The organism is Pseudofrankia inefficax, assembly GCF_000166135.1.
Classification (GTDB): Bacteria; Actinomycetota; Actinomycetes; order Frankiales; family Frankiaceae; genus Pseudofrankia; species Pseudofrankia inefficax.
The window spans coordinates 8693048-8717349 of the sequence record NC_014666.1 but is presented as its reverse complement, the minus strand read 5'-3'; the positions used below and the strand labels follow the sequence as shown (position 1 = coordinate 8717349).

Below are 24302 nucleotides of genomic sequence, written 5' to 3'. Positions count from 1 at the left end.
GTGGCGGTCGGCCGGTCGCGCTGGCGGATTGCGACCGGACGTCGACGGTCGGGGCGCCGTCAGTTCTACGGCCAGGCCGGCCGTGGACACTGACGGTGGCAGATCTCAGGCAGGCAGATCTCAGACAAGAGGTCGAAGGGCGGTCGCGTGATGTCGAGTTCGGTGCCGAACTCTGAGTCGTCCCCGCTGGGTGGCGAGCCGGTGGTGATCACACAGACAGCGGAGTGGGCCGCGCTGCGTGCGCATCACGCCGAGCTCGCCGGAACCGGCCTGCGGGCGCTGTTCGCGGCCGAGCCCGGCCGGGCCGAGAAGTTGTCCGCGCAAACAGATGGCCTGTTCCTGGACTATTCAAAGAACCTGGTCACGGCCGAGACAATGCGGCTTCTGGTGGCCCTCGCCGAACGGGCCGGGCTCGCGGGCCGGGTCGAGGCGATGTTCGCCGGTGAGAAAATCAACACCACCGAGCGCAGGGCCGTGCTGCACACCGCCCTGCGTGCCCCCGAGGGTGAGACCGTCCTGGTCGACGGCGAGAACGTCGTGCCGCAGGTGCACGCCGTGCTCGCCAAGATGTACGCGTTCGCGGACCGGGTCCGCTCCGGGGTCTGGACGGGCGCCACCGGCAAGCACATCCGGACCGTCGTGAACATCGGCATCGGCGGCTCCGACCTCGGCCCGGCAATGGCCGCCGAGGCGCTGCGGACCTTCGCCGACCGGTCTATCCAGACCCGTTTCGTCTCCAACGTCGACGGCTCGGACATCTGGGAGGCGACGCACGACCTGGACCCGGCCGAGACGCTGTTCGTGATCTCGTCCAAGACGTTCACCACCCTCGAGACCATCGCCAACGCGAAGACCGCGCGGGCCTGGCTGGTCGCCGAGCTCGGCGTGGACGCCGTGCCGCACCACTTCGTCGCGGTCTCGACGAATGCCGAGAAGGTCGCCGAGTTCGGCATCGACACCGCGAACATGTTCGAGTTCTGGGACTGGGTCGGCGGCCGGTACTCGATGGACTCGGCCATCGGGCTGTCACTCGCGGTGGCCATCGGGCCCGAGAACTTCGCCGAGCTGCTGTCCGGTTTCCACGCGATGGACGTACATTTCCGCACCGCGCCTCTCGACCGTAACCTGCCGGTCCTCCTGGGGCTGATCGGTTTGTGGTACCGGGACTTCTTCGGCCTGCAGACGCACGCGGTGCTGCCGTACAGCCACTACCTCAGCCGGTTCGCGGCCTATCTGCAGCAGCTCGACATGGAGAGCAACGGCAAGTCGGTCGACCGGGCCGGCCACCCGGTCACCGCCGCCACCGGCCCGGTCGTCTGGGGCACCCCGGGCACGAACGGCCAGCACGCCTATTACCAGCTGCTCCACCAGGGCACGACGGTCATCCCGGCGGACTTCATCGGGTTCGTCGCCCCGCCGCACGCGCAGGTCGGCGGCAGCGGCGCCGCGGATCAGCATCTGCTGCTGATGGCGAACTTCTTCGCCCAGACCGAGGCGCTGGCCTTCGGGAAGACGGCCGCCGAGGTCGCGGCCGAGGGGGTCGCGCCGGAGCTCGTCCCGCACAAGGTCTTCACCGGAGACCGGCCGACCAACACCCTGCTGGCCCCGAAGCTCACCCCGTTCACGCTCGGCCAGCTGATCGCGTTGTACGAGCACAAGGTGTTCACCCAGGGCACGATCTGGGGGATCAACAGCTTCGACCAGTGGGGCGTCGAGCTCGGCAAGGTGCTCGCCGGTCGGATCATCCCCGAGCTGGCCGGGGAGGAGGAGCCGGCGCTCGCCCACGACGGCTCCACCAACGCCCTCATCCACCGCTTCCGCGCCGGCTTCGCCGAGACGCTCCCGGCACCCGCTGGCGCCTGAGCTCCCTGCGTCCCCTGAGCCCACCGCATCCCCTGAGTCCGCGGCATCCCCTGCGTCCACAGCGGCCCCGGCATCGGCCCGGTCCCGTTCCCCTGCCCGCGTCCGACGGAATCGACGGGGCCGCTGTTACTCTCCGTAACCATTCTGTGGACAGGGGATCGGGGATGAGATGCGGGTCGACGCCGGGGCGCTGCGGATGTCCGTGCACCGCGACGCGCGGGGCGGGGAGGACGTGCTCATCGAGCTCGCCGGCGAGCTGGACGCGCCAGGACGGCGCTGTCTGCGCGACCAGATCGCCGAGCTGCTCGGACGCGGTGGCGCCACCGTGACCGTCGACGTCGGTGGGCTGCGCCGGGTCGACATACCGGGGCTCGCCGCGCTCCTGCGGGCGGACCTGTTGCTGCGGCGGGTACGCGGCTCGCTGGAGATCCGGTCGGCGACGCCGGCGTTCCTGGAGCTGGTCACGGCCACTGGCCTGACCGGCCGGCTCCGCCTCGTCCCGGCTCCGCCCAGCCCCAGGCCGCCGGCCGCGACGGCGGCGCGGTCAGCCAGAGAGGAAGCGACCCTGCCAGCAGGTGCGGCTCTGTCGCTGGCGGCAGACGCGGGTGCGGCCCTGGCGCCTGGGGCCCAGGTCGCGCGGCCGGAAGGGGTCGGGGCGGCGGTGGGCGGGCCTGACCCAGGCTCGGCGTCAGGCGTCGGCGGCTGAAACCCGACCGGCCGACCGGGTGGCGTTGACCAGCGCGAGGGCGGGGTGGAGTTCGGCCGCGCGGCTTCCGCCGTCGCTCGTCCCCATCGCGGCGATCAGCGGAACCTCGGCCGCGGCCGCCGGCTCCAGGGTGATCGCCGTGGCCTCGGCGGCCTCGCCGTCGCCGCGGCCGTCATCTGGTGGGGTGCCGGCGGCGCCGCTGGGCACGAGGCGCAGCGGTGCTCGTCCCGGACTGGTCAACCACCTCTCCACCGAGTTCATCAACAGCATGACCAGCATCATGACCAGCGGAAATGCGATCACCAGCGCGGCGGTAGGCGCGGTTAGTTCCACCTGAACACCCCCTGAGCCAAAGGTCCAACAAGTCCGAGAAAGTCGCGCGATCGGCGCGGCGGGCCCGGACCGCGACCAGGTACCTCATTCGTTTGGTTACCCGCAGTGGTTACTATGTCACCAGGCGCGGTCGTTCTCACCCATGCAGGGTGGGCCCGTCGAGAGTTGTCCTGTCGCGGGTCCCGCGGATGCCGGAGTGCCCGCTGGTCCATCACCGGCCCCGGCCAACGGACCGAGCCCGGTGGATCAGGCTTCGGCGGCATTGGTGGGGGAGCCGGTTTCACGCTCTCACCGGCCCGCCATCCCGGCAGCCCAGAAGGCGGGCTCGTCGGGAAACGCCCTGAGCGCCGGGATGAGCCGGACTGGAGCCGGTCTCGCGCCTGCCCCTGCCCCCGGCCGGGGATGGCGCCAGGCCGGCCCGAGCCCGGACAGGGCGCGGCCGAGCGATGGCTGCCACCTGGTCATACCGCTCTGCCTGCCCACCGAACGGCGGCTAGAACCTGCCGGTCCGGCCGGGGCCGGACCGGCGTGGAGAAGCTGGCACGGGATCACACCGACCGCCGCAATGCGGACCAACCGGCCCACGCGGTGGCCGGGCGCGAAGCGTCGTACGACGGGCCCGAGGCGCCCGTCGTACCCTGCCCTCACCATGTCTGTGTCGTCGTTCGGCTCGTATGAGGGCCACGCCCCCAACGAGTACGGGCACGATTCCGGCTATCCGCCGGTCGACCCGGCCGCGGTGCCAGCGCCCGCGGCGCCCTGGGCGGCGGAGGCCGGGCCGAGTCCCGCCGGTCAGGGCGGGATTCCGGGCGGTCTGGCCGTCAGCCACGTGACCGACTGGCGCATGGCCGTCGACGAGCTTGGCCGCCCGATCCCTCCTCCGCCGGGCTACGCGTCGCGGCCGGCCCCAGACGGCCCGCAGCCGCCGACGACGCTTCTCCCGACGGCACCCTTCTCGCCCGCGGGCCTGTTCCCGGTACCGACGTCCTGGTCGTCGGCGGGTTCGCCCACCTACCAGGACGCCTTGTCCCACCAGCCGCCGCCCGCGTCGATGCCGGCCACCGAGCGAGCGCCGTTCGAGGTCACGGCGACCGCCGGGCTGGGTTCCGACCGGCCGCGGCCGCCTGGTGACGGCCCGTCGACCGGTCCTTCGGTGCCGTCGGGCTCGGTGACGGAGCTGGCCGCGTCGCCGTACGGATCACTGCCGGGGGTGTCGCTGCCGTCGGGCGCCTTCGTCCCGGCGTCGGTGCCCGTCCCGGCGGCGGACATCGGGCCGGGACTGACCGCGCTCGACGACGGGGCGATCGGCGTCGACTTCCCGCCGCCGTACCCACCCCGCCAGGCGGACCGCCAGGTGGACTGGCAGTACGGGCCGGACCAGCCGCTCGTGCCCGGCCAGCCCTTCGTCCCGGACCAGCCCTACCGGCCGGACCAGTCCTACGGGCCGGACCAGTCCTACGGGCCGGACCAGTCCTACGGGCCGGACCAGTCCTACGGGCCGGCCACGTCCTACGGGCCGGCCACGTCCTACGGGCCGGCCACGTCGTACGGGCCGGCCACGTCGTACGGGCCGGACCGGTCGTACCAGCCGGAGCCGTCCTACGCGCTGGACCGGTCCTACGGAGCCGACCGGCAGTACGGGCCGGACCAGCCGGGCCGGCCGCGGCTCGAGGAACCCTCGGCGCCCCAGCGGTTGGACTACGGGACCTCACCGCGCTCGGTCCAGGACCCAGCACCGGCCTCCGACTGGGACGTCGTCGGGGACGGCCTGATGGTGGGCGGATCCTCGGCTGCCGACCCGCCGGTGGCCGTCGGGCCGGCGGCCGTGGCGTTGCCGCCCGCGCTGGCCGACCTCGCCGCCGCGGCCGCCGCGGCGGTCCAGGCTGTGGCCGCCGGCACGGGTGACGGGCCGACGGTCGGGGCGGCCACCGGGCCGGTGCCGCTGGAGCCGTACCGCGGCCACCGCCGGATCAGCCCGGAGGACCTCGCGGCGAGGCACGCGGTGGTACGTGAGCAGGTCGACTACGCGCTGGCGGAGATCGCGCTGGCGAAGGCCGCGTTCCGCCGGGCCTGCGAGGACACCGGCCGGCCCGGCTGGCCGTTCCGGGACACCGAGGTGGACCTGATGCGCCGCCCCGCGGTGGCCCACGCGCTGTTCTGCGAGCTGGCCGGCGTCGAGCGGCTCCGGGTCTGGGCCCAGGAGCTCTACTGGCTTCAGGAGCAGAACCGCGGCTTCGCCTAGATCCGTCGGGTCGGCCGGCAAGCCTCTTTGGTGCCCCGCTGCCGCCCTCGCCAGCAGTCGAACTCCCGACTTCAGGGGCTCCTCCGACCGGCCAAGGGTAAATTTCACCCAGGTGCTCGGGGGAGGCTGTGATCAATCATGGAAGTGCCGGCGGATCCAAGGCTGTCAGACTGCGCCTGTGGACATCAGCGGGTCGAGCATCGACACGACCGGCCGGGATCTGACTGCTGCCGCTGCGACTGCGCGCGTTACGGCCGCGTCGCCCGGGCGGAGCTTCGTCGCGTCACCCCGGTGACGGCGAAGGCGGTACGGCCGAAGCTGCCGGCCATGGCGGCGGTGAGGCGGGCGCTCAGCGCGGCGGGCTCAGCATGACGACCGTGGTGTCCGGGCCTTCCAGGCTCTCGAAGGCCCGGTTGGCCAGCGCGGCGGCGGTGACGTTTCCCCTGCGGTGGTAGCGCTCGATCGCGCTCGCCAGGCTCACGGCCGCCTCGTCCTTGCGGTCGGCCCGGTGTAGCACCTCGGCGCGGGCCAGCAGTGCGACGGCCTGGCCATCCAGGTCGTCGGTCTGGCCGGACAGGTCGACAGCGGTCTCGGCGAACCGCAGCGCCTCGTCGTCCCGGCCCCGGATCGCCAGCAGCCGCGCGTGCACCCCGCACCAGCCGGCCTGCGCGGGCAGCTGGTCGGAGGCGGCCGCGTCCCGGCAGCGGGTGACGTACTTGCCGGCGTCGTCGAGGCGGCCCAGCGCCAGCATGACGTCCGCCAGCGCGGCAGCCCTGGTCGCCAGATACGCCCGCTCGCCCATCCGGGACAGGTGCCGGCAGCTGCGGCGCAGCTCGCGCTCGGCGGTGACCAGGTCGTCGGCGAGCACCGCGACCCTGGCGACGACGAACCCGCTGTGCAACGGGTCGAAGCGCGGGCCGCGTACCTCCCAGACGATCTCCTCGGCGTCCTTGAGGTGCGTCCGAGCCGCCTCCAGGTCACCGGACATCGCGGTGAGCACCGCGAGCTGGGCGAGCAGCGCTCGGCGCTGACCACGGTCGTCGCCGGCGGCGTCCAGCGCGGACGTCGCGAGCCCGATCGCCTCGCCGACCGACCGCGGCGTCCAGCTCAGCAGCCCGATCAGCTCGCGGCGCAGCGACTGCGCGGCCCGGGGCACGCCCGAGTCCTCGGCGTGCCCGACCGCCATCTCCATCGCCTTCTCGGCCGCGCCGAACTGGCCGGCGGCCGTGTACGCGGCGGCCTGGCTGCGGCACGCCAGCGCGGCCCCGACCTCGTCGCCGTCGCGGACGAAGTCGCTGAGCGCCTCACCCGCCTCGTCGAGGGTCGTCGCGACGAGGCCGTCGGGCTCGGTGGAGAACAGCACCCGCAGATGGGCGAGCCGGGCATGCGCCCGTAGCCCGTCCTCGCCGGCGCGGCGCGACCGCTCGGTCACCTGGCGGAGGATCCGGTCGGCGTCGGAGAGCCGGCCGAACGAGTACAGCGCCCAGCCCAGGTCGATCTCGGCCCGCAGCCGCAACGGCTCCAGCTCCGGCAGCAGCACGATCGCCCGCTTGAGCAACTGGGCGGCGCCCATCTCGTCGCCCTGGCGGACCCGGTCGGCCGCCTCGATCAGGCAGCTGGCGGCCTGCCGGCCGAGCTCGACGGTCGCCGCGTCCCGCTGGCCGAGCTCGACCCGGTAGCGGTAGGCCTGCTCCAGGTGGTAGCCGACGAGCTCGTCGTGCTCGCCAGGGCCGCCGACCATCCTGGCCTGCAGCCAGCGGGCGAACCGCTCGTGCAGGTCGGCCCGCTGCCGCTTCGACGTCGCCTGGTAGGCGCAGTCGCGCAGCAGCACGTGCAGGAAGCGGAACGCCTCGACACCGGGCAGGTCGGAACGGTCCGGGTGCACCAGCTCCTTGCGCACCAGGGCCAGGCAGTGCGCCGCGACCTGCGGGCGCTCCTCCGGCTCGGACAGGTCGACGACCGCGTCCAGGTAGAACCGGGCCCCGACGACGGCCGCCCGCTCCAGCACCTGCCGTTCGGCGGTGTCCAGCCGATCGAGCCGGGCCGCGAGCAGTGCGGAGATCGTCGGCGGGACCTTGACGTTGCGCAGGCTGCCGGTGGCCGTCCAGCGGTCGCCGTCCCGGCGCAGCAGGCCGTCGTCGACCAGCGCGGCCACCATCTGCTCGACGAACAGCGGATTGCCGGCCGCCGACGAGGTGATCCTCGCGACCAGCCCCGGTTCGAGGTCGTCGGAGCCCATCAGGCTGCGGATCAGGCGTTGGCAGCGAGCCTCGGTGAGCGGCTGCAGCAGCATCGAGGTGGCGTTCAGCTTGCCGCCGCCCCACTGCCGGCGCTCCTCCAGCAGCTCGGGCCTGGTCAGGCTCAGCAGCAGGATCGGCGCATCGCGGGACCAGTCGGTGATGTGCTCGATCAGGTCGAGCAGCGTCGGCTCGGCCCAGTGCACGTCGTCGAAGCAGAGCACCAGCGGGCGGCGTTCGGCCAGCGCGTGGAAGAAGGTGCGCACCGCCCAGAAGCTCTCCTGGGTACCGACCTCGGCGCCGCCGAGGCCGACCAGCGGAGCGAGCGCGGCGACGACCTCGGGCGCGCCGGCGACGCCCAGCTCGTCGAGCAGCTCGCGCAGCCGGCGCTTGCCCTCCGGTGCCGGCGAGTCCGCCGACATCCCGGTGGCCTGGCGGACCATCTCCATCAGCGGCCAGTAGGCGATGCCCTCGCCGTAGGAAAGGCAACGGCCGGACAGCACGGTCGCCCGGCTCGCGACGCCGTCGCAGAACTCCTTGACCATCCGCGACTTCCCGATGCCGGCGGGGCCGAGCACGGTGAACAGATGGCAGATCCGTTCCTCGACGACGGCCTCGAAGGCGTCCTGGATGCGCCGGCGTTCCCGGTTGCGCCCGATCACCGGCGCGGCGAGGCTCAGCGACGGCGTCCGGCTGCCGGGGCCCGCGGTGGGGTCGACCAGGCCGAGCAGCCGGTGCGCCCGCACGGGGTCGCGCTTCCCCTGCACCACCATGGGCGGCACGCTGTCGACGGTGACGCTGTGCCGGATCAGGCGGTAGGTGACGTCGCCGATCAGGATCTCGTCGGGTGCGGCGGCGACCTCCAGCCGGGAGGCGACGTTGACCGCGTCGCCGGTGACCCCACCGCCGGCGACGGTGACCTCGCCGGTGTTGATCCCGATCCGGACCCGCAGGCCGATGCCCCAGCCGCGGTGCAGGTCGAGGTTGAGCTCCCGCAGCCGGGCCCGGATCTCCAGGGCGGTGCGCACCGCGCGCAGCGAGTCGTCCTCGTGCAGCACCGGGATGCCGAAGACCGCGAAGACCGCGTCGCCGATGAATTTCTCGACGGTGCCACCGTGCGCGTAGATGGCCTCCCTGGCCAGGTCGAAGAACCGGGCCATCACCTGCTGGAGCGGCTCGGAGTCGATGTTCTCGGCCAGGCGGGTCGAGTCGGTGATGTCGACGAAGAGCACCGTGACGGTCTTACGGGTCCCGCTGACGGCGGTAGGGAGAGCGTTCCCGCAGGCGGAGCAGAACCGGGAATCGTCCTGGTTCTGCCGCGCACATACCGGGCACCGCACCATGTGCCGGATGGTAGGCCGAACGGGCCGCCCGACGGCGGGGGATTTCGGCATCGGTCGACTGCGCGGTGATCCGTCCCACATCGGCCCGTCGAGCGGCTTTTCCCTGGCCCGGGGGTGGGGGTTGCCCGGATCGCCCGGTTGGTCGTTCATCCGCGCGAGTCCCGGCGCGGCGCGGCCCATGCCCAAGCCAAGCCGTGCCTCCCGCGGGTGCGGCATTCGGTCGGTACCACCATAGTCAGCGTCCTGCTGCCAGCCCTCGTCAGGAGATGTCGGCCCAGCGCAGGTCGCCGTTCGATTCACGCAGGCAGGCGATCGGACGGCCCGACGGATCTCGCTGAACCTGCCCCACGTCGGAGCTGCTGCAGGCCGTGCCGGACGCCGGCCCGCTCGGCTGCGGTTTGGGCGGGGAGTCCGACCAGGCGCCCAGGCCGGCCGAGCCCGTGGGGCCGGCCACCGGCACGCAGAACAGCGTGAGCCCGTTGATCGCCGCCCCCGGCGCCGAGTCCTGGCTGGGAACGCATGGCTCGCCGACGAAGACCGGTGAGGCGGCCACGTCGGGACTGGCGGCCTGCTCGGAGGAATCCGCGCCGGCCGGGCCGCCGCTGGCCGTCCCGTCCGCGGCGGCGCCTGTCTCGCCCGGGCTCGCGCCTGTCGTGCCAGGTGACGGCTCGGCCTCGGTGCTCGGCGCCGGGGCGGGGGTGGCCGAGTTCGGCCCAACGGAGCCCGCGCTCGCGTCGGGCCCGCCCGGCGCGGTGTTCACGGCGGACGTCGCGGTGCTCTGGCTTCTGTCGTGCCCACAGCCGACGAGGGTGCCGAACAGCGCCGCGGCAACCATCGCCGGCATCACGCTCGCCACCACCGCCTGGCGAACCCGCGCCCACCCGGCCACGGCGCACCTCCTCCCACCCGGCGGACCGGGTTGGCACGCCGTCAGGACGGACGTCACCCGGTGGCGAGGCGCTTACAAGCTATCGCGTTGCGTAGCGGGGCGTTGGCCTGCCCGGCCGCCTCCGTCGGGGTTTCAGTATTCAGCTTAGGCACGCTATTGATCGTTGGTTGCTGCTTCGTCTTTCGTCTCGCGAGGCTCACCCCCTCCGTGGTGGCTGTGTGTTGCGTCACAGGGAACGGTCGCCGGGTGCCCGGCTGGCCTGTTGTCCCTTGTCTCCGTGCCTGGTTCGTATGTCGATCACGGGCGACGGAGGGCGGGAAGACGGGTTTGCGCCTGGGTTACTCGCTAGTAGCATGGGTACGACGTACTCACCAGTAACAACGCCGGCGGGCCGTGTGCTCGACGTCGGCAAGGACCTGGGGCGGACGCGGCGGCGCGGCTGACGGCCAAGCGGCTGGCGAAACCCTCGGCTCGCATACGACATGGGGGCGGCCATGGGGCACTACCGGAGCAACCTTCGAGACATCGAGTTCAACCTCTTCGAGGTGTTCAAGGTCGACCAGATCCTGGGCACCGGCCCGTTCGCGGAGATGGACCGGGAGACAGCGCACGAGGTCCTCGTCGAGCTTGAGCGGCTGGCGACCGGGCCGCTGGGCGAGTCGTTCGCGGACGCGGACCGCAATCCCCCTCAGTTCGACGCGGCCACCGGGACCGTCCGGCTGCCCGAGTCGTTCAAGAAGTCCTACCGCTCCCTGGAGGAGGGCGAGTGGTGGCGGCTGTTCGTGCCCGCGCACCTCGGCGGCCTCGGCGCCCCGCCGACCGTCGCCTGGGCCGCCTCCGAGCTGATCCTGGGCTCGAACCCGGCCGTCTTCATGTACATGGCCGGGCCGACCTTCGCCGGCATCCTCGACCAGCTAGGCACCGAGTCGCAGAAGAAGTTCGCCGCTCAGGCGGTCGAGCGGCAGTGGGGCGCGACGATGGTGCTCACCGAGCCGGACGCCGGCTCCGACGTGGGTGCCGGCCGCACGCGGGCCGTCCAGCAGCCCGACGGCACGTGGCACATCGAGGGCGTCAAGCGGTTCATCACCAGTGGTGACTGGGACATCCCCGAGAACATCTTCCACATGGTGCTTGCCCGGCCGGAGGGGCACGGCCCGGGCACCAAGGGCCTGTCGATGTTCATCGTGCCGAAGTTCATGCCGGACCCGGAGACGGGTGCGCCTGGCGCTCGCAACGGCGTCTACGTCACCAACGTCGAGCACAAGATGGGCCTGAAGGTCTCGGCGACCACCGAGCTGCGCTTCGGCGAGAAGACGCCCGCCGTCGGTTGGCTGGTCGGCGACGTCCACGACGGCATCGCCCAGATGTTCCAGGTGATCGAGCACGCCCGGATGATGGTCGGCACGAAGGCCATCGCCACGCTGTCCACCGGCTACCTCAACGCGCTGGAGTTCGCCCGTACCCGGGTCCAGGGCGCCGACCTCGCCGCCACCGACAAGGGCGCGCCGCGTGTCACGATCATCCACCACCCGGATGTCCGCAGGATGCTCATGGCGCAGAAGGCCTACGCCGAGGGCATGCGGGCGCTGGTGCTCTACACCGCGTCCTTCCAGGACACCGTCGCCGCCGCCGAGTCCGAGGGTGGCGTCCCCGGGTCGCGGGCCGCGTTGTCCGGCGCGGACGGCTCCGCCGCCGAGCGGGCCGCCCGGATGAACGACCTGCTGCTGCCGATCGTCAAGGGCGTCGGCTCGGAACGGTCCTACGAGCTGCTCGCCAGCTCGCTGCAGATCTTCGGCGGCTCCGGCTACCTGCAGGACTACCCGGTCGAGCAGTACATCCGGGACGCCAAGATTGACACTCTCTACGAGGGGACGACGTCGATCCAGGGCCAGGACCTGTTCTTCCGCAAGATCGTGCGGGATCAGGGCCAGGCGCTGACCGCGCTGCTCATCGACATCCAGGCTTTCGCCAAGGGCGACGCCGGCAACGGCACCCTCGCCAAGGAGCGCGACCAGCTCGCCGCCGCGCTGGAGGACGTCCAGTCGATGGTCGGGGCCCTGGTCGGCTTCCTCACCTCGGCCGCCGAGAACCGCGACGAGGTCTACAAGGTGGGCCTCAACACGACCCGGCTGCTGATGAGCCTGGGTGACCTGGTGATCGGCTGGTTGCTGCTGCGGGGCGCCGAGGTCGCGATCACGGCGGTCGAGGCAGGCCCGTCCGCCCGAGACGCGGCGTTCTACCAGGGGAAGATCGCCGCGGCCAAGTGGTTCGCCGCGAACGTCCTGCCGGAGCTGCACACCCGCCGCACCATGCTGGAGGCGGCCGACCTCGACCTCATGACACTGCCCGAGGAAGCGTTCTAGCCCGCCCCACCGGTCCCGCCCGACCGGTACCCACCGGCCGCCTGGTGCTCCCGCACCGGCGGCCGGTGGCGTATCGGCGGGTGTCCGATGGGTAACAGGCCGGATTGCCGATAGCCGCGGCGGTTCTCGCGGCAGATCTTGGGTACACGCCGGGCCATGGGAATCATGGTGAGTCTGGTGTTCTTCGCGGTCGGTGCGATCTTTACCTTCGCCATCCGAGCCGAGCCCTCCGGCATCAGCCTCGTCGCGGTAGGCGTGATCATCATGCTGGTCAGCGTCGCCGGCTTCGCGGCGTCGTTCTATCGCGACCTCTGGCGGCGCCGCATCTTCGAGGAGTCCATCGAGCAGGGGGCGACGCCGCCGCTGTCCCTCGACGACGACATCGTGGTCGAGCCGACGGCCCCGATCGTGGCCCCGGTCCACGATTACCCGAACCTGACCGAGCCCCTCTAGCCTGCCCGTCGCAGGCTGATCTGGGTGGACGCGGGATCGATGAGGGGTCCGAGCAGCTGGATGCTCTCGCGGGTGGAGTGCCTCGCGAGACTAGGACCTGCATTGGGGGGGACCTGGTCAGGAGGTCCGGAGGGGCGGGAAGGCCTGTGCTTGCCCCACACGTCGCCTTCGGCGCCGCGCGGGGACCCCTGCATTGGGGGGGACCTGGTCAGGAGGTCCGAAGGGGCGGGAAGGCCTGGTCCAGCTCGTTGCGCATGTCGCGCTTGAGGATGTCGTCGGCTTCCGAGGACGGCTGGCCCTCGAGGAGGAACCGGGCGACGCGCAGCGTCAGGTCGACCCGCTCGGCCAGGTTGAGGGCGCCGGTGAACCGACCGCTGGTCTGACCCGCGGACGACGCGGAGTTGAGGACCTTGGCGACAAACTCGTCCGCGGCCATCAGAGCTTCCACGCGCGTCATGTGGGTCACCTCATTTGTCCCGTGAAGCCGGAGCCGTGCTGATACCTGGCTGCGTTCCGCACGTTACCAGGCAGCATCCTGCCACTGTTGTTCGCCCCACCTGTCCCCTTTGCGCCCGCTCCGCGAGCCTTGACCGACATCGCCTCATCTGTTGGGCGATTGCCGCCCGTTGGCTGGCGAAGCACCCCTACGGCCCCTGCTCCCCATGACCCAGCCCTGCTCCCTCATGGCCGCTCGTCGTGGACCGGCTCCATGGGCATGATCGCCGTCTCGGCCCTCGGGCGGTCGTAGTGTCGCGCCGCCCACGACCACCAGAGGGCCAAGACGGCGATCAACGAGCGGGTCCTGGCTCGCGCGAATGAGCTCCACCCTCCGTGGGGCCGGTGTCACGGTTGATCTCCGCGTTCCGCGGAACGTGGGCGTAGGCGTCACGGGTGATCGCCGGATCGCCTGGAACGTGCGGAGGGCTGGGCCGGTGATCTCCGCGTTCGCGTGGAGCGGCGGGGGGATCTTCGTGTTCCGTGATGCAGGCGGCGCCGGTCCTGCCTGTGTGGCCGTGTTGTGGTGGTCTCCGGGTTCCGCGGAGCCGCGCGCGGGCCTCGCCGCGCCGGTTTCCATACCCGGACACTGATCTTCGTGGCCTGTCGGGCGACTGGCGTTCCTTGATCGCGAAGCACGTATGGATAAATGCCGCAAATGGGTTGGGGAACGCCCATTCGCATACCAGGCTGGCGATCATGAGTCCTGGCCGGGCTGATTGACGACCTTGATCGCTGGCTTGGTATGGAAATCGACGTGGCGGGGGGTGGGGCCCTTGTCGATCTTCGCGTTCCGCCGAACGTGGGCGTACCCGATCGATCTTGATGTTCTGCGGGACCGGTCTGCGGTGGATCTTCGCGTTCCGCGGAACGGGGACACTGGTGATCTTTAATACCCGCGGGACCGGGGGTTGCGGTGGATCTCGCGCTTCGTGGAATGCCGACGCCGCGACGTGTGCGGTGCCTGGCCCGGTCAGCTCCAGGCGAGTAGGAGGGTGGGGTCGGTGAGCATGGCGGCGATGTCGGCGAGGACGGCGGAACCGAGCTCGCCGTCGACCAGACGGTGGTCGAAGGAGAGCGCGAGCTGGCCGACGGTGCGGACCGCTAGCTGACCCTCGTGCACCCAGGGGGCCGGGCGGATCGCGCCGATGGCGAGGATCGCGGCCTCGCCGGGGTTGAGGATCGGCGTGCCGATGTCGACGCCGAAGACCCCGATGTTGGTGATGGTGATCGTTCCGCCACTCAGGTCGGCGGGCCTCGCCCGGCCGGATCTGGTCCGGGTGGTCAGGTCGTGCAGGGCCTGGGCGAGGCCGGCCAGGTCGAGCCGGTCGGCGTCCGGGACGTTCGGCACGAGCAGGCCCCGCGGCGAGGCGACCGCGATGCCCAGGTTGACCGCGCTGGAGACGACGATCTCCGGGTCCCCGACGCCGCTCTCGACCCAGCCGGCGTTGATCATCGGGTGACGCCGGACGGCGGCCACCAGGGCGCGGGCGACGAACAGCAGTGGCGTCACCTTCAGGCCGGCGAACTCGGGCAGTGTCGCGATCCGGTCGCGGACCGCCAACGTCTCCGTGAGGTCGACGGAGACGAACTCGGTGACGTGCGGCGCCGTGAAGGCGCTGCTCACCATCGCCCGCGCGGTCGCCCGGCGTACGCCGGACACCCGGATCCGCCAGGTCCGGCTGACCTCGTCGAAGGTCGCCCCGGCCGGAACCCAGCCGACGGGTTCGGCCGGCTGGCCGCCGGGCTGCGGCGCGGCCGGACCCGCGGCCAACGCGGTGCCGTCGAGCCGTGCGCCGGCCCCTGCCTGGGCCGTGCCGTCGGGCCAGCCGAGGCCGTCCGGCCGAGCGGCGCCATCGGGCCGTGTGACGCCGCCGGGCCGTGTGACGCCGGTGGGCCGGGCGTTGACGTCGGGCCGGGCGGCGCTGTCGGGTCGTGGGGTGCCGGCGGGTGGCACGGTCCGCGGCCCCCAGCCAGGCGCGCCGGCAGGCGGCACCGCCGGGGCGGCGGACGGTCCCGCGGGCCTGGCCGGCGCCGACGGGGTGAACCGGGCATCGGCGGGAGGTCCCGGATGACCGAGGACGCCCGCGGCCGCCTCGACGTCATGCCGGCTGATCGTGCCCGCAGGACCGGTGCCGACGAGCCCGCCGAGGTCGACGCCCAGGTCGCGGGCCAGCCGGCGTACCGGTGGCTTGGCCAGCGTGGGCCCGCCTTCGTGTGGGTCGCCCGGCGGCGTGGCGGCGGCCCGGCTCCCGGCTGGCGCCGTGATCGCGGCCTGGGCGCCGTTGGCCGCCGCGACGCGATGGTGACGGCGGCGAGTTCGACTGAGGCCGGCCGGCCCGCCGACCGCCGCCGCGCGCGGGCCGTAGCCGACCAGCATCGGCTCCCGACCGCCGCCGCCAGCGGCGCCGGCGGGCGCGGGAACGGCCGCCGCCGCTCCCGGCGACGGCTCGGGTGCGCCGCCGGTCCGGGCACCCGCGGCCGGGGGCGCGCCCGCGGCCGCGGCCGGCTCGGCGGTCTCGTCGTCCTCGACGGTGACCAGGACGGTGCCGACGGAGATCGTGTCGCCCGCGGCGCCGTGGGTCGCGACCAGCAGGCCGGCGAACGGGCTCGGCAGCTCGACCACGGCCTTCGCCGTCTCCACCTCGACCAGCGGCTGGTTGACCGTCACCCGGTCGCCGGCCGTGACCAGCCACTGGACGATCTCCGCCTCCGCGAGACCCTCGCCCAGGTCGGGGAGCCGGAACTCTCGTCGCGCCACCGTGCCTCCATCCAGGGCTTCGCAGGTCAGGGGCTTCGCGGGTCAGGGGCTCAGGTCGGTCAGGAGTTCGCCGGTCAGGGGCTCAGTAGGTGAAGGTCCGGTCCACGGCGTCGAGAATGCGGTCGACGTCGGGCAGGTAGCTCTCCTCCAGCCGAGACGGCGGGTACGGGGTGTCGAAGCCGGTGACGCGCAGGACCGGCGCCTCCAGCGAGTAGAAGGCCTGTTCGGTGACCCTGGCCGCCACCTCGGCGGAGAGCGAGACGTTCGACGGCGCCTCGTGCACGACGACCAGCCGCCCGGTCCGCCGGACCGACTCGATCACGGGGTCGAGGTCGAGTGGCGAGAGTGTGCGCAGGTCGATGACCTCCAACGAGCGCCCGTCCTCGGCCTCGGTGATGAGCGCCGCGTCCAGGCAGGTGCGCACCATCGGCCCGTAGCCGACGAGGGTCGCGTCCGAGCCCGGCCGTACCACCCGGCTGCTGAACAGCGGCGCCGGCACGCGGGCCGCCGGGACCATGACCGACCCGGCCGGCGCGCCGTCGTCGGCGATCCCGAGCGCTCCGAGGATGACGGGGTCGACCTCGTCCTTCTCCCAGTAGCGCCGTTTCGGTTCCAGGAAGACCACCGGGTCGTCCGCCGCGACCGCCTGCTGGATCATCACCTGGGCGTCGGCCGGGTTGGAGCAGGTCACCACCTTGAGCCCGGCGGTGTGGCAGAAGTACGCCTCCGGGGACTCGCTGTGGTGCTCGACCGCGCCGATGCCGCCGCCGACCGGAATCCGGATCGTCACGGGCATCCGGGTCCGCCCGGCCGAGCGGTAGTGCAGCTTGGCGAGGTTGCTGACGATCTGGTCGAACGCCGGGTAGACGAAGCCGTCGAACTGGATCTCGCAGACCGGTCGGAAGCCGCGCATCGCCAGGCCGATCGCGGTCCCGATGATCGCGGACTCGGCGAGCGGGGTGTCGATGACGCGGTCCTCGCCGAACCGGGCGCGCAGCCCGTCCGTCACCCGGAAGACGCCGCCGAGCCGGCCGACGTCCTCACCCATCACGACGACCTTGGGGTCGGTCTCCATCGCGGCGCGCAGCCCGTTGTTGAGCGCGCCGGCGAGCGTCAGTGTGGGCACGATGCCTCCGGGCCTGGGAACTGCGGCGGAGCGACTGGCCGCCCGCCGTTCAGTCGGGTCGCCGCGTTCGCCGCCGGCGCCTGTGCGGCCGGCTGGGGCGCGGCGGCGGTGTCGGCCTCGACCCCGGCGGCCGCCGCCGGGGCGCCCTCCACCCGGGACGAGGCCGCGGGCGGCCGGGGCGAGGCCGAACCGGTCGGACGGGGGTTCGTGGCACCGCCCTGGCGTGGGTCGTCCGGGTAGGGAGCGTGCTGGTACTCGTCGCCACGGCGTGGATCGTCCGGGTACGGGTCCCCCAGGTAGAGGCCGCCGTCCTCAGAGCCGCCGTCCCCGGAGCCGCCGTCGTCCGGGCCGGCGGCGAGCAGGCCGGCGAGGTCGGCGCGTTCGGCCGCCAGCTGCCGGCTCTCCTCCACCGTCACGTGGTCGAACAGCGTGAGCGGCGCCGGGTCCGGCAGTGCGAGACACCGGCGGCGCAGGTCGGCGGCGATCTCGTCGGCCCGGGCGGCGATCGCGGCCTCACCCGTCGGGTCCAGCGCGTCCTCGCCGACGAGGTGGGCACGTACTCGGGCGATCGGGTCGCGCTGGGCCCAGGCCGCGACCTCGGCGGCGTCTCGGTAGCGGGTCGGGTCGTCCGCGGTGGTGTGCGCGCCCATCCGGTAGGTGACCGCCTCGACGAGTGTCGGCCCGTCACCCGCTCTGGCCCGTTCCAGCGCCCAGCGGGTCACCGCCAGCGTGGCGAGGACGTCGTTGCCGTCGACGCGCACGCCAGGGAAGCCGTAGCCGACGGCTCGCTGGGAGATTGGCACACGGGACTGGTAGGCGGTCGGTTCCGAGATCGCGTACTGGTTGTTCTGGCAGAAGAAGACGACGGGTGCGCTGAACACCGCCGCCCAGCCGAACGCCTCGTTGACGTCGCCCTGGCTGGAGGCGCCGTCGCCGAAGTACGTGATCGTCGCGCACTGGCCGCCGTCCCGGGTGACGCCCATCGCGTAGCCGGTCGCGTGCAGCGTCTGGGCGCCGACGACGATCGCGTAGAGCGCGAAGCCGTGCTCGGCGGGGTCCCAGCCACCGTGCGAGACGCCGCGGAAGAGCCCGAGTACCGCGACCGGGTCGACGCCCCGGCAGTAGGCGACGCCGTGCTCGCGGTACGACGGGAAGGCCATGTCGTCCGGCGCGAGGGCCCGGGCTGAGCCGACCTGGGCCGCCTCCTGGCCGCGCAGCGGGGCCCAGAGCCCGAGCTCACCCTGGCGCTGCAGCGCCGTGGCCTCCTCGTCCAGTCGGCGGACGACCACCATGTCGGCGTACAGGTCCAACAGGTCCGCGACGCCCACGTCCGCGACGTGTGCCTCGATCTCACGCCCGGACGCCGTCGCCACCCGCTGCCCGCTGGGTGTGAGCAGCTGCATCAGCTCCGTCACGGTCGCTAACGATAGGACGGTCTCCTGTAACGGCAAGCCAGAATCTCACTACTGATCATCGAAGGGTGGGGACGGCCCGGGAGATCCACGCGGGCGTGGGTGTGGGTCTCGCGCGCGATCCGCGCCGGTGACAGGGCGCCGTCCGGTGCGGGCCCGGCCGGGTCGGTACGGTGACGGCGTGAGCGGATCCGAGGAACCAGCCCAGCCCACCGCGCGCCCGGCCGCCCGGCCGCTGGTCGACGGCGCGGCGCTCGGCCAGGTCGGCGTGTGGAGCGGGCAGTTCGACTTCTCGCCGGCCGGCGTCGTGCGGGAGGCCGTCGCGGAGCTCGACGAGCTGGGCTACCCGACGGTCTGGACCGGCGAGGTCAAGGGCCGTGAGGTGCTGGTGACGGCCGGGATGATGCTCGCCGCCACGGCCCGGATCACCGTCGCCACCGGCATCGCGCAGATCCTGGCCCGCAACCCGCTCACGATGGCGGCCGGTCAGCTCGCCCTGGCCGAGGCGTTCCCGGGGCGGTTCGTGCTCGGTCTCGGGGTCTCGCACGCCGAGCTGATGCAGATCCGTGGCGTGCCGTACACGAAGCCGCTCGGCCAGATGTCGGCCTACCTCGCCGAGATGGACCGGATGGCCACCGAGCAGTACAGAGCAGTACCGCCACTCGTCGAGCCGCCGCGGGTGCTGGCCGCGCTCGGGCCGAAGATGCTCGAGCTCGCCCGCGACCGCGCCGACGGGGCGCACACCTACTTCGTGCCGCCCGAGCACACGGCGGCGGCCCGCAAGACGCTCGGTTCCGGCAAGCTGCTCGTCCCCGAGCAGGCGTTCGTCCTCGACACCGACACCGAGCGGGCCCGGGAGCTGGCCCGGCGGCACACCGGCTCCTACCTGCGGCTGCCGAACTACACCAACAACCTGCGCCGCTACGGCTACACCGACGACGACTTCGCCAACGCGGGCTCCGACCGGCTGGTCGACATGATCGTCCCGCATGGCGGCCCCGAGGTGCTTGCCGCGCGGATCGCTGAGCATCTCGACGCGGGCGCCGACCAGGTCGCGATCCAGGTCCTCGACTACGACCGACGCGGCCTGCCGCGCCGCCAGTGGCGCGAGCTCGCCCCGGCCCTGCTCGCCCTGTAGACCGACCGCCGCGTAGACCGACCGCCGCGTAGACCGGCCGGCGCGAGCCGGCCGGCGGGTCGATGGCAAGTGGTCTGCCGGTGTCTGCGTACCGTGTCCTCTGGCTGGGGAGCCGGAACGGGCAGGGTGGAGCTGCGGTGCCGTCGCGCGGGGATCAGGGCAGGCCGGACGCCTCCGGCACGGGCGTTCGCGCCCCGGAGCACCGGAATGGCTGGCGCGGCGGACCGGTGCGAGCCGGGGCAGCGTTGACAGCCGTCGGGTTGGCCCTGGCGGGCTGTGGGCTGCTCGGGGGTTCGTCGTCCGACGGCACGGCCGGCGGCGCCGACGCCGTGGCCTCGACGGGCGTGGCGGACCAGGCGTCCGCGACGACGGCGGCGAACGTGCCACCGGGCGGGACGCGGCGGGCGCCGACCGGGCAGCCGGTGACGCTGCAGTTCGCCGGCGACGTGCACTTCGCCGGCTCGGCGGCCGCCGCGCTGAACGGCTTCGGCCCGATCGTGCCGGAACTGTCGGCCGCCGACCTCACCATGGTCAACCTGGAGACCGCGATCACCGACGGCGGTGACCCGGCCGACAAGGAGTTCACCTTCCGGGCCCCGGCCCGGGCGTTCACCGCGCTGCGCGGCTCCGGGGTCGACGTCGTCACCATGGCCAACAACCACGCGATGGACTACGGCACGACCGGCCTGCGCGACACCCTCAGCGCCGCCCAGGCGGCCAACTTCCCGGTCGTCGGCATCGGCGCGGACGACACCGCCGCGTTCCGGCCCTACAAGGTGACGATCAAGGGTCAGCGGATAGCGATCATCGGGGCGACCCGGGTGCTGGACGACAACCTGGCCGCCGCGTGGACGTCCGGGCCGGGCAAGCCGGGCCTCGCGTCGGCCAAGGACATGACCGAGCTCCTCGCGGCGGTCCGGGCGGTGCGGGCGGACGCGGACACCGTCGTGGTGGACCTGCACTGGGGCGTCGAGACGCACAGCTGCCCGGGCACCGACCAGACCGGGATCGTGCCGGAGCTGGTCGCCGCCGGGGCGGACATCGTCGTCGGCTCGCACGCGCACGTGCTCGAGGGCGGCGGCTGGCACCCGTCGGGCGCGTTCGTCGACTACGGCCTGGGCAACTTCGTCTTCTACTCCTCCGGGATGGCCGCCAACACGCAGAGCGGCATCCTGCGCCTCACCGTCCAGGGCCGGGCCGTGACGCAGGCCCAGTGGCTACCGGCCCGGATCTCCGGCGGCCTGCCTCGGCCCGCGACCGGGGTGGACGCGCAGCAGATCGTGGGCACCGTCGGTTCCCTCCAGCAGTGCGCCGGCCTCAACGCCAACCCGCCCACCTGGGGCGCCATCCCCGCGTCGTCCGGCTCGACCGCCCAGCCGGCGGCCGCCCCGACCAGCCCGCCCGCGGCGGCCCCGACCCACGGCTGACCCGGTCGACGCCTCGCTTGCGCGGCGGCCTCGATCCGGCGGGCGAGGTGGGCGACGACTACGCGCAGCGGGTGAGGACGCGCAGGGAGCCGGTGCCGGGGTAGTCGAAGGTCTGGGTGGCGCACCAGCCGGCGGTGCGCAGGCTTGCGAGCTCGCCGGCCGTGCCCGCGCGGTCGTAGACGAGGACGAACAGCAGCAGCCGGACCGGCCTTGGCCCAGACCGTCCAGCCAGCGCGGCCAGGGCCTCGCCCCTGCCGACGGCGGTGAGGAACACCGTGGCACCGGTGGGCACTCGTGGCCCGACCCGCCCAGGCGGCTCCGCCGGCGACGCCAGGAAGGGCCGGTCCGCGCTGACGTCCATGGCGTACAGCCAGCCGGACCGGGCGAGCCGGCCGCCGACCACGACGACGTCGCCAGGGCGGTAGAGCCGACGGGCCTGCGTCGTCGCGTCGACCATGAGCGCCACCGGGCGGATCTCGGCGCGGTCCCGCCACAGTGGCGCCAGCGCGCTCGCCGAAGCGACCGGCGCTGCCGCGAGCACGACCAGGACGGCGACCAGCGCGACCCGGGCGATCTCGCGGCCGGGCCGTCCGAGCCGAGACCAGCCGGCCGCGGCCAGCCGGCAGCCCCGGACGAGCCAGCCCAGGCCGAGCCGGCCAGCCGTCGAGGCCCGTCGCCGGACGTGGGCCAGCCGGGCCAGCGGGTGGTCGGCCAACGCGCGTCGGCCAAGGCGGTCGGCACCGGTGGCGACGACCGTGACCAGCAGCGGAACGAGGAACAGGTTCGTGCGGTTGGCGCCGAACGGCCAGTAGCGCCCGGCGCTGGCGACCAGGGCGAGCGCGAGCGCGCCGAGCACGGCCGCGACCACGTAGCCACCGTCGTCCGCCGTCGCCGGCCGATCGGACGGGCGGTGCGCGCCGCCGATGCCGAGGACCGTCCGGCTGATCGTGCTGCCGCGGACCAGCGCTGCCGCGCCGACGAGGAAGGCCACGGCGGCGGCGGGGGCGAGCAGCCAGGCCGCGGCGAAGGTCGCGTCGGTGGCCGGGTGCACGAGGTTCGGGTCGTAGCGGTCGACGCCGGTCGGAGCGCCCCCGAAGATCCGGACCAGCTCCCCGCCGACGAACCGCAGGCCGCCCAGCGGGCCGCGGCCGGCAAGGAACTGGGTGTTCCAGAACTGGCTGGCCCGCTGGCTCGACTGGTGGCCGATGAACAGCCACGTGTGCAGCCCGCAGATCACGACCGCCGGCGCAGCGGTGGCGCCGGCCCAAAGCCGGTGGCGCCAGCCGACCCGCCAGCTGCCGTAGCGATAGCCGTAGCCCGCGGTCCCCACGTCGACGGCGGCCAGCGGGATGATCAGGAGCGCCGCCGGCACAGAGAACAACGCGACCAGTCCGGCGGCGGTGCGCCAGCCGAGCCGTGGGCCCCACGTGGCGGTGCTCGGCGCCTTCAGCCACAGCCAGACGATGACGACGGAGGCCAGCGCCTCGACGCTGTACGGCTTGAGCTGGGTACCGAGGTCGACGACCACCCCGGACAGCCCGAGGCTCGCCCCCGCGAGGCCGGCCGCGACCGGCCCGGCGAAGCGGCGGATGAACGCGTACGTGACGACCGGCAGCGCCACCAGCGCCACGAGTTCGGGAACCCGCAGGGCCCAGGCGTGCCACCCGGCGACGTCCCCGACGAGGCGGACGAGCACCGCCCAGCCGAGCGCCGACGGGGTGTTCGCGTGCGCGAGCTGTGCCCAGTACGTCGACGGCGGCGCGGACAGGAAGTGCGGCCGCCAGATCTCGTCGTACCAGAGCGGCCGGGCCAGCACGGTGTGCAGCACCGCCAGAACGGCGACGACCGCGCCGGCCAACGCGGCGGGCACGGCGATATCCACAGGGCGCTGGGGACGCGGCCGGCGCCGCGGGCGGTCAGCCGGTGGCGGGTCGGCCCCGGCCTCAGGGCTGTTTGCCGACCCATCCGGGGCTACCGGGCCAGCTACGCCCGGTAGCCGCTCCTTGGTCGACTCGACGCTGGCATCCACAGTTGAGAGAGGCTTATCCACAGACCTTGTCCACAGAGTGCATACGGCTGTGGAAATCCTCCCTCAGAGTGTGGATGACGGGTCGTCCGGGGCCCCGCTCGGACCTGACTCGCTAGCGCTGCGTGTACGTCGACAGGAAGTGGTCGATCCGGCCGATCGCGGCGGTGAGGTCGTCGACGGTGGGGAGGGTGACGATCCGGACGTGGTCGGGCCTCGGCCAGTTGAACCCGGTGCCCTGCACCAGAAGAATCTTCTCCGCCCGCAGCAGGTCGAGGACGAACCGCTCGTCATCCTTGATCGGATAGACCTCCGGGTCCAGCCGCGGGAACGCGTACAGCGCGCCGCGCGGCGGGACGCAGGAGACCCCGGGGATGTCGGCCAGCAGCTTCACGACGGTGTCGCGCTGCTCGCGCAGCCGGCCGCCCGGGAGCACCAGGCTGCCGGCGCCCTCGTCGTTCGCCAGCGCCGCGACCACCGCGTACTGGCCCGGGACGTTCGCGCACAGCCGCATGTTGGCCAGGATGTTGAGGCCCTCGATGTAGCTGCTGGCGTGCTGGCGCGGGCCGGACACGACCATCCAGCCGGCCCGGAAGCCGGCGAGCAGGTAGGACTTCGACAGCCCGTTGAAGGTCACGCACACCACGTCCGGCGCGAGCGCGGCGGTGGAGACGTGCTCGGCGTCGTCGAAGAGCACCCGGTCGTAGATCTCGTCCGAGAAGAGCATCAGGTTGTGCTGGCGGGCCAGCTCGACCAGCGCCTCGACCGTGGCCCGGTCGTAGACCGCTCCGGTCGGGTTGTTCGGGTTGATCAGCACGAGCGCCCGGGTACGCGGGGTGATCTTGGCGGCGACGTCCGCGATGTCGGGGGCCCAGTCCGCGGACTCGTCGCACAGGTAGTGCACCGGCCGGCCGCCGCAGAGGCTGACGACGGCCGTCCACAGCGGGTAGTCCGGGGCGGGCAGCAGCACCTCGTCGCCGTTGTTGAGCAGCGCCTGGAGCGACATCATGATCAGCTCGGAGACGCCGTTGCCGAGGTAGACGTCGTCCGGTCCGATGCCGGCGATGCCCTTGCGGCGGTGGTAGTCGACGACCGCGGCGCGGGCGGCGGGAAGTCCCTTGGAGTCGCTGTAGCCCTGTGCGCTCGCGAGGTTCTCCATCACGGAGGCGAGTACCTCGGGCGGCGTGGAGAAGCCGAACGGAGCGGGGTTCCCAATGTTCAGCTTCAGGATCCGCTGGCCTGCAGTCTCCATCCGGGTCGCCTCGTCGAGGATCGGACCTCGGACGTCGTAACAGACGCCGGCGAGCTTGTCGGACTGGGTGAACTCCATGCCATCCAGGGTAGGCGGGCCGTCCACGGGTTTATGCACGCCCAGTGGCTGCGTAGGGCGGCACCACCCGCGATGAGGGGGGTTCTGGGGGCCCGTACCACCGCATTCTGGGCGCCGATATTCACCCGCTGTGAGCGGTCCTGCGTTCAGAGGCACCA

The 24302-nt window shown here is 72.9% G+C and carries 15 protein-coding genes and 1 pseudogene; 7 read left to right on the top strand and 9 right to left on the bottom strand.

From position 1 onward, the window contains the following. Positions 1-150: 150 nt before the first annotated feature. Both pgi and FRAEUI1C_RS39245 read left to right on the top strand, forming a co-directional pair. Complete coding sequence (gene pgi, locus FRAEUI1C_RS35400) at positions 151-1863, top strand: glucose-6-phosphate isomerase (RefSeq protein WP_013428210.1); 1713 nt, start codon at positions 151-153, stop codon at positions 1861-1863. A gap of 169 nt (positions 1864-2032) precedes the next feature. After that, positions 2033-2368 (top strand): annotated as a pseudogene (locus tag FRAEUI1C_RS39245) (STAS domain-containing protein); the annotation flags it as partial. Between the two features lie 183 nt (positions 2369-2551). On the opposite strand, the gene FRAEUI1C_RS35390 reads toward FRAEUI1C_RS39245, so the two are convergent. Then, positions 2552-2902: a hypothetical protein gene (locus FRAEUI1C_RS35390; RefSeq protein ID WP_013428208.1), complete on the bottom strand. Its 351-nt coding sequence runs from the start codon at positions 2900-2902 to the stop codon at positions 2552-2554. Between the two features lie 649 nt (positions 2903-3551). Between FRAEUI1C_RS35390 and FRAEUI1C_RS41515 the strand changes: the two genes are divergently transcribed. Continuing rightward, positions 3552-5144, top strand: a complete 1593-nt coding sequence (locus tag FRAEUI1C_RS41515; RefSeq protein WP_013428207.1) for a hypothetical protein — start codon at positions 3552-3554, stop codon at positions 5142-5144. 349 nt (positions 5145-5493) lie between these two features. Here FRAEUI1C_RS41515 and FRAEUI1C_RS35380 read toward each other — a convergent pair whose 3' ends face one another. After that, positions 5494-8724, bottom strand: a complete 3231-nt coding sequence (locus FRAEUI1C_RS35380; protein ID WP_041259847.1) for an ATP-binding protein — start codon at positions 8722-8724, stop codon at positions 5494-5496. Positions 8725-8983: 259 nt separating this feature from the next. Further along, positions 8984-9613: a hypothetical protein gene (locus tag FRAEUI1C_RS35375; RefSeq protein WP_013428205.1), complete on the bottom strand. Its 630-nt coding sequence runs from the start codon at positions 9611-9613 to the stop codon at positions 8984-8986. A gap of 494 nt (positions 9614-10107) precedes the next feature. Between FRAEUI1C_RS35375 and FRAEUI1C_RS35370 the strand changes: the two genes are divergently transcribed. Both FRAEUI1C_RS35370 and FRAEUI1C_RS35365 read left to right on the top strand, forming a co-directional pair. Continuing rightward, positions 10108-11976 carry an acyl-CoA dehydrogenase gene (locus FRAEUI1C_RS35370; protein WP_013428204.1) on the top strand — a complete coding sequence of 623 codons (1869 nt, stop codon included), beginning with the start codon at positions 10108-10110 and terminating at the stop codon, positions 11974-11976. Positions 11977-12132: 156 nt separating this feature from the next. Further along, on the top strand, positions 12133-12429 hold the full coding sequence (locus FRAEUI1C_RS35365) for a hypothetical protein (RefSeq protein ID WP_157735226.1): 297 nt from the start codon (positions 12133-12135) through the stop codon (positions 12427-12429). 208 nt (positions 12430-12637) lie between these two features. Here the strand turns inward: FRAEUI1C_RS35365 and FRAEUI1C_RS35360 are convergent, their stop codons facing one another. The 4 genes from FRAEUI1C_RS35360 to pdhA all read right to left on the bottom strand — a co-directional run bounded on the left by FRAEUI1C_RS35360 (position 12638) and on the right by pdhA (position 18226). Then, positions 12638-12886 (bottom strand): hypothetical protein, encoded by a 249-nt coding sequence (locus FRAEUI1C_RS35360; protein WP_013428202.1) that lies wholly within the window; start codon positions 12884-12886, stop codon positions 12638-12640. A 1011-nt stretch (positions 12887-13897) separates the two neighbouring features. Continuing rightward, on the bottom strand, positions 13898-15685 hold the full coding sequence (locus tag FRAEUI1C_RS35355; RefSeq protein ID WP_013428201.1) for a dihydrolipoamide acetyltransferase family protein: 1788 nt from the start codon (positions 15683-15685) through the stop codon (positions 13898-13900). An 82-nt stretch (positions 15686-15767) separates the two neighbouring features. Further along, complete coding sequence (locus FRAEUI1C_RS35350; RefSeq protein WP_013428200.1) at positions 15768-16811, bottom strand: alpha-ketoacid dehydrogenase subunit beta; 1044 nt, start codon at positions 16809-16811, stop codon at positions 15768-15770. Continuing rightward, the gene (gene pdhA / locus FRAEUI1C_RS35345; protein ID WP_083819693.1) at positions 16799-18226 is read right to left on the bottom strand and encodes a pyruvate dehydrogenase (acetyl-transferring) E1 component subunit alpha; all 1428 of its coding nucleotides are present in this window, start codon (positions 18224-18226) and stop codon (positions 16799-16801) included. The genes FRAEUI1C_RS35350 and pdhA overlap by 13 nt, the downstream gene beginning before the upstream one ends. Positions 18227-18404: 178 nt before the next feature. On the opposite strand from pdhA, the gene FRAEUI1C_RS35340 reads away from it, so the two are divergent. After that, positions 18405-19361 (top strand): LLM class F420-dependent oxidoreductase, encoded by a 957-nt coding sequence (locus FRAEUI1C_RS35340; protein WP_438270007.1) that lies wholly within the window; start codon positions 18405-18407, stop codon positions 19359-19361. Positions 19362-19588: 227 nt separating this feature from the next. Next, positions 19589-20788 carry a CapA family protein gene (locus FRAEUI1C_RS35335; RefSeq protein WP_232425236.1) on the top strand — a complete coding sequence of 400 codons (1200 nt, stop codon included), beginning with the start codon at positions 19589-19591 and terminating at the stop codon, positions 20786-20788. 58 nt (positions 20789-20846) lie between these two features. Here FRAEUI1C_RS35335 and FRAEUI1C_RS35330 read toward each other — a convergent pair whose 3' ends face one another. Continuing rightward, positions 20847-22658: a hypothetical protein gene (locus FRAEUI1C_RS35330; protein WP_013428196.1), complete on the bottom strand. Its 1812-nt coding sequence runs from the start codon at positions 22656-22658 to the stop codon at positions 20847-20849. Positions 22659-22929: 271 nt separating this feature from the next. Then, a complete protein-coding gene (locus FRAEUI1C_RS35325; RefSeq protein WP_013428195.1) occupies positions 22930-24144 on the bottom strand; it encodes a pyridoxal phosphate-dependent aminotransferase in 1215 nt (404 codons plus the stop codon). Positions 24145-24302: the final 158 nt, after the last annotated feature.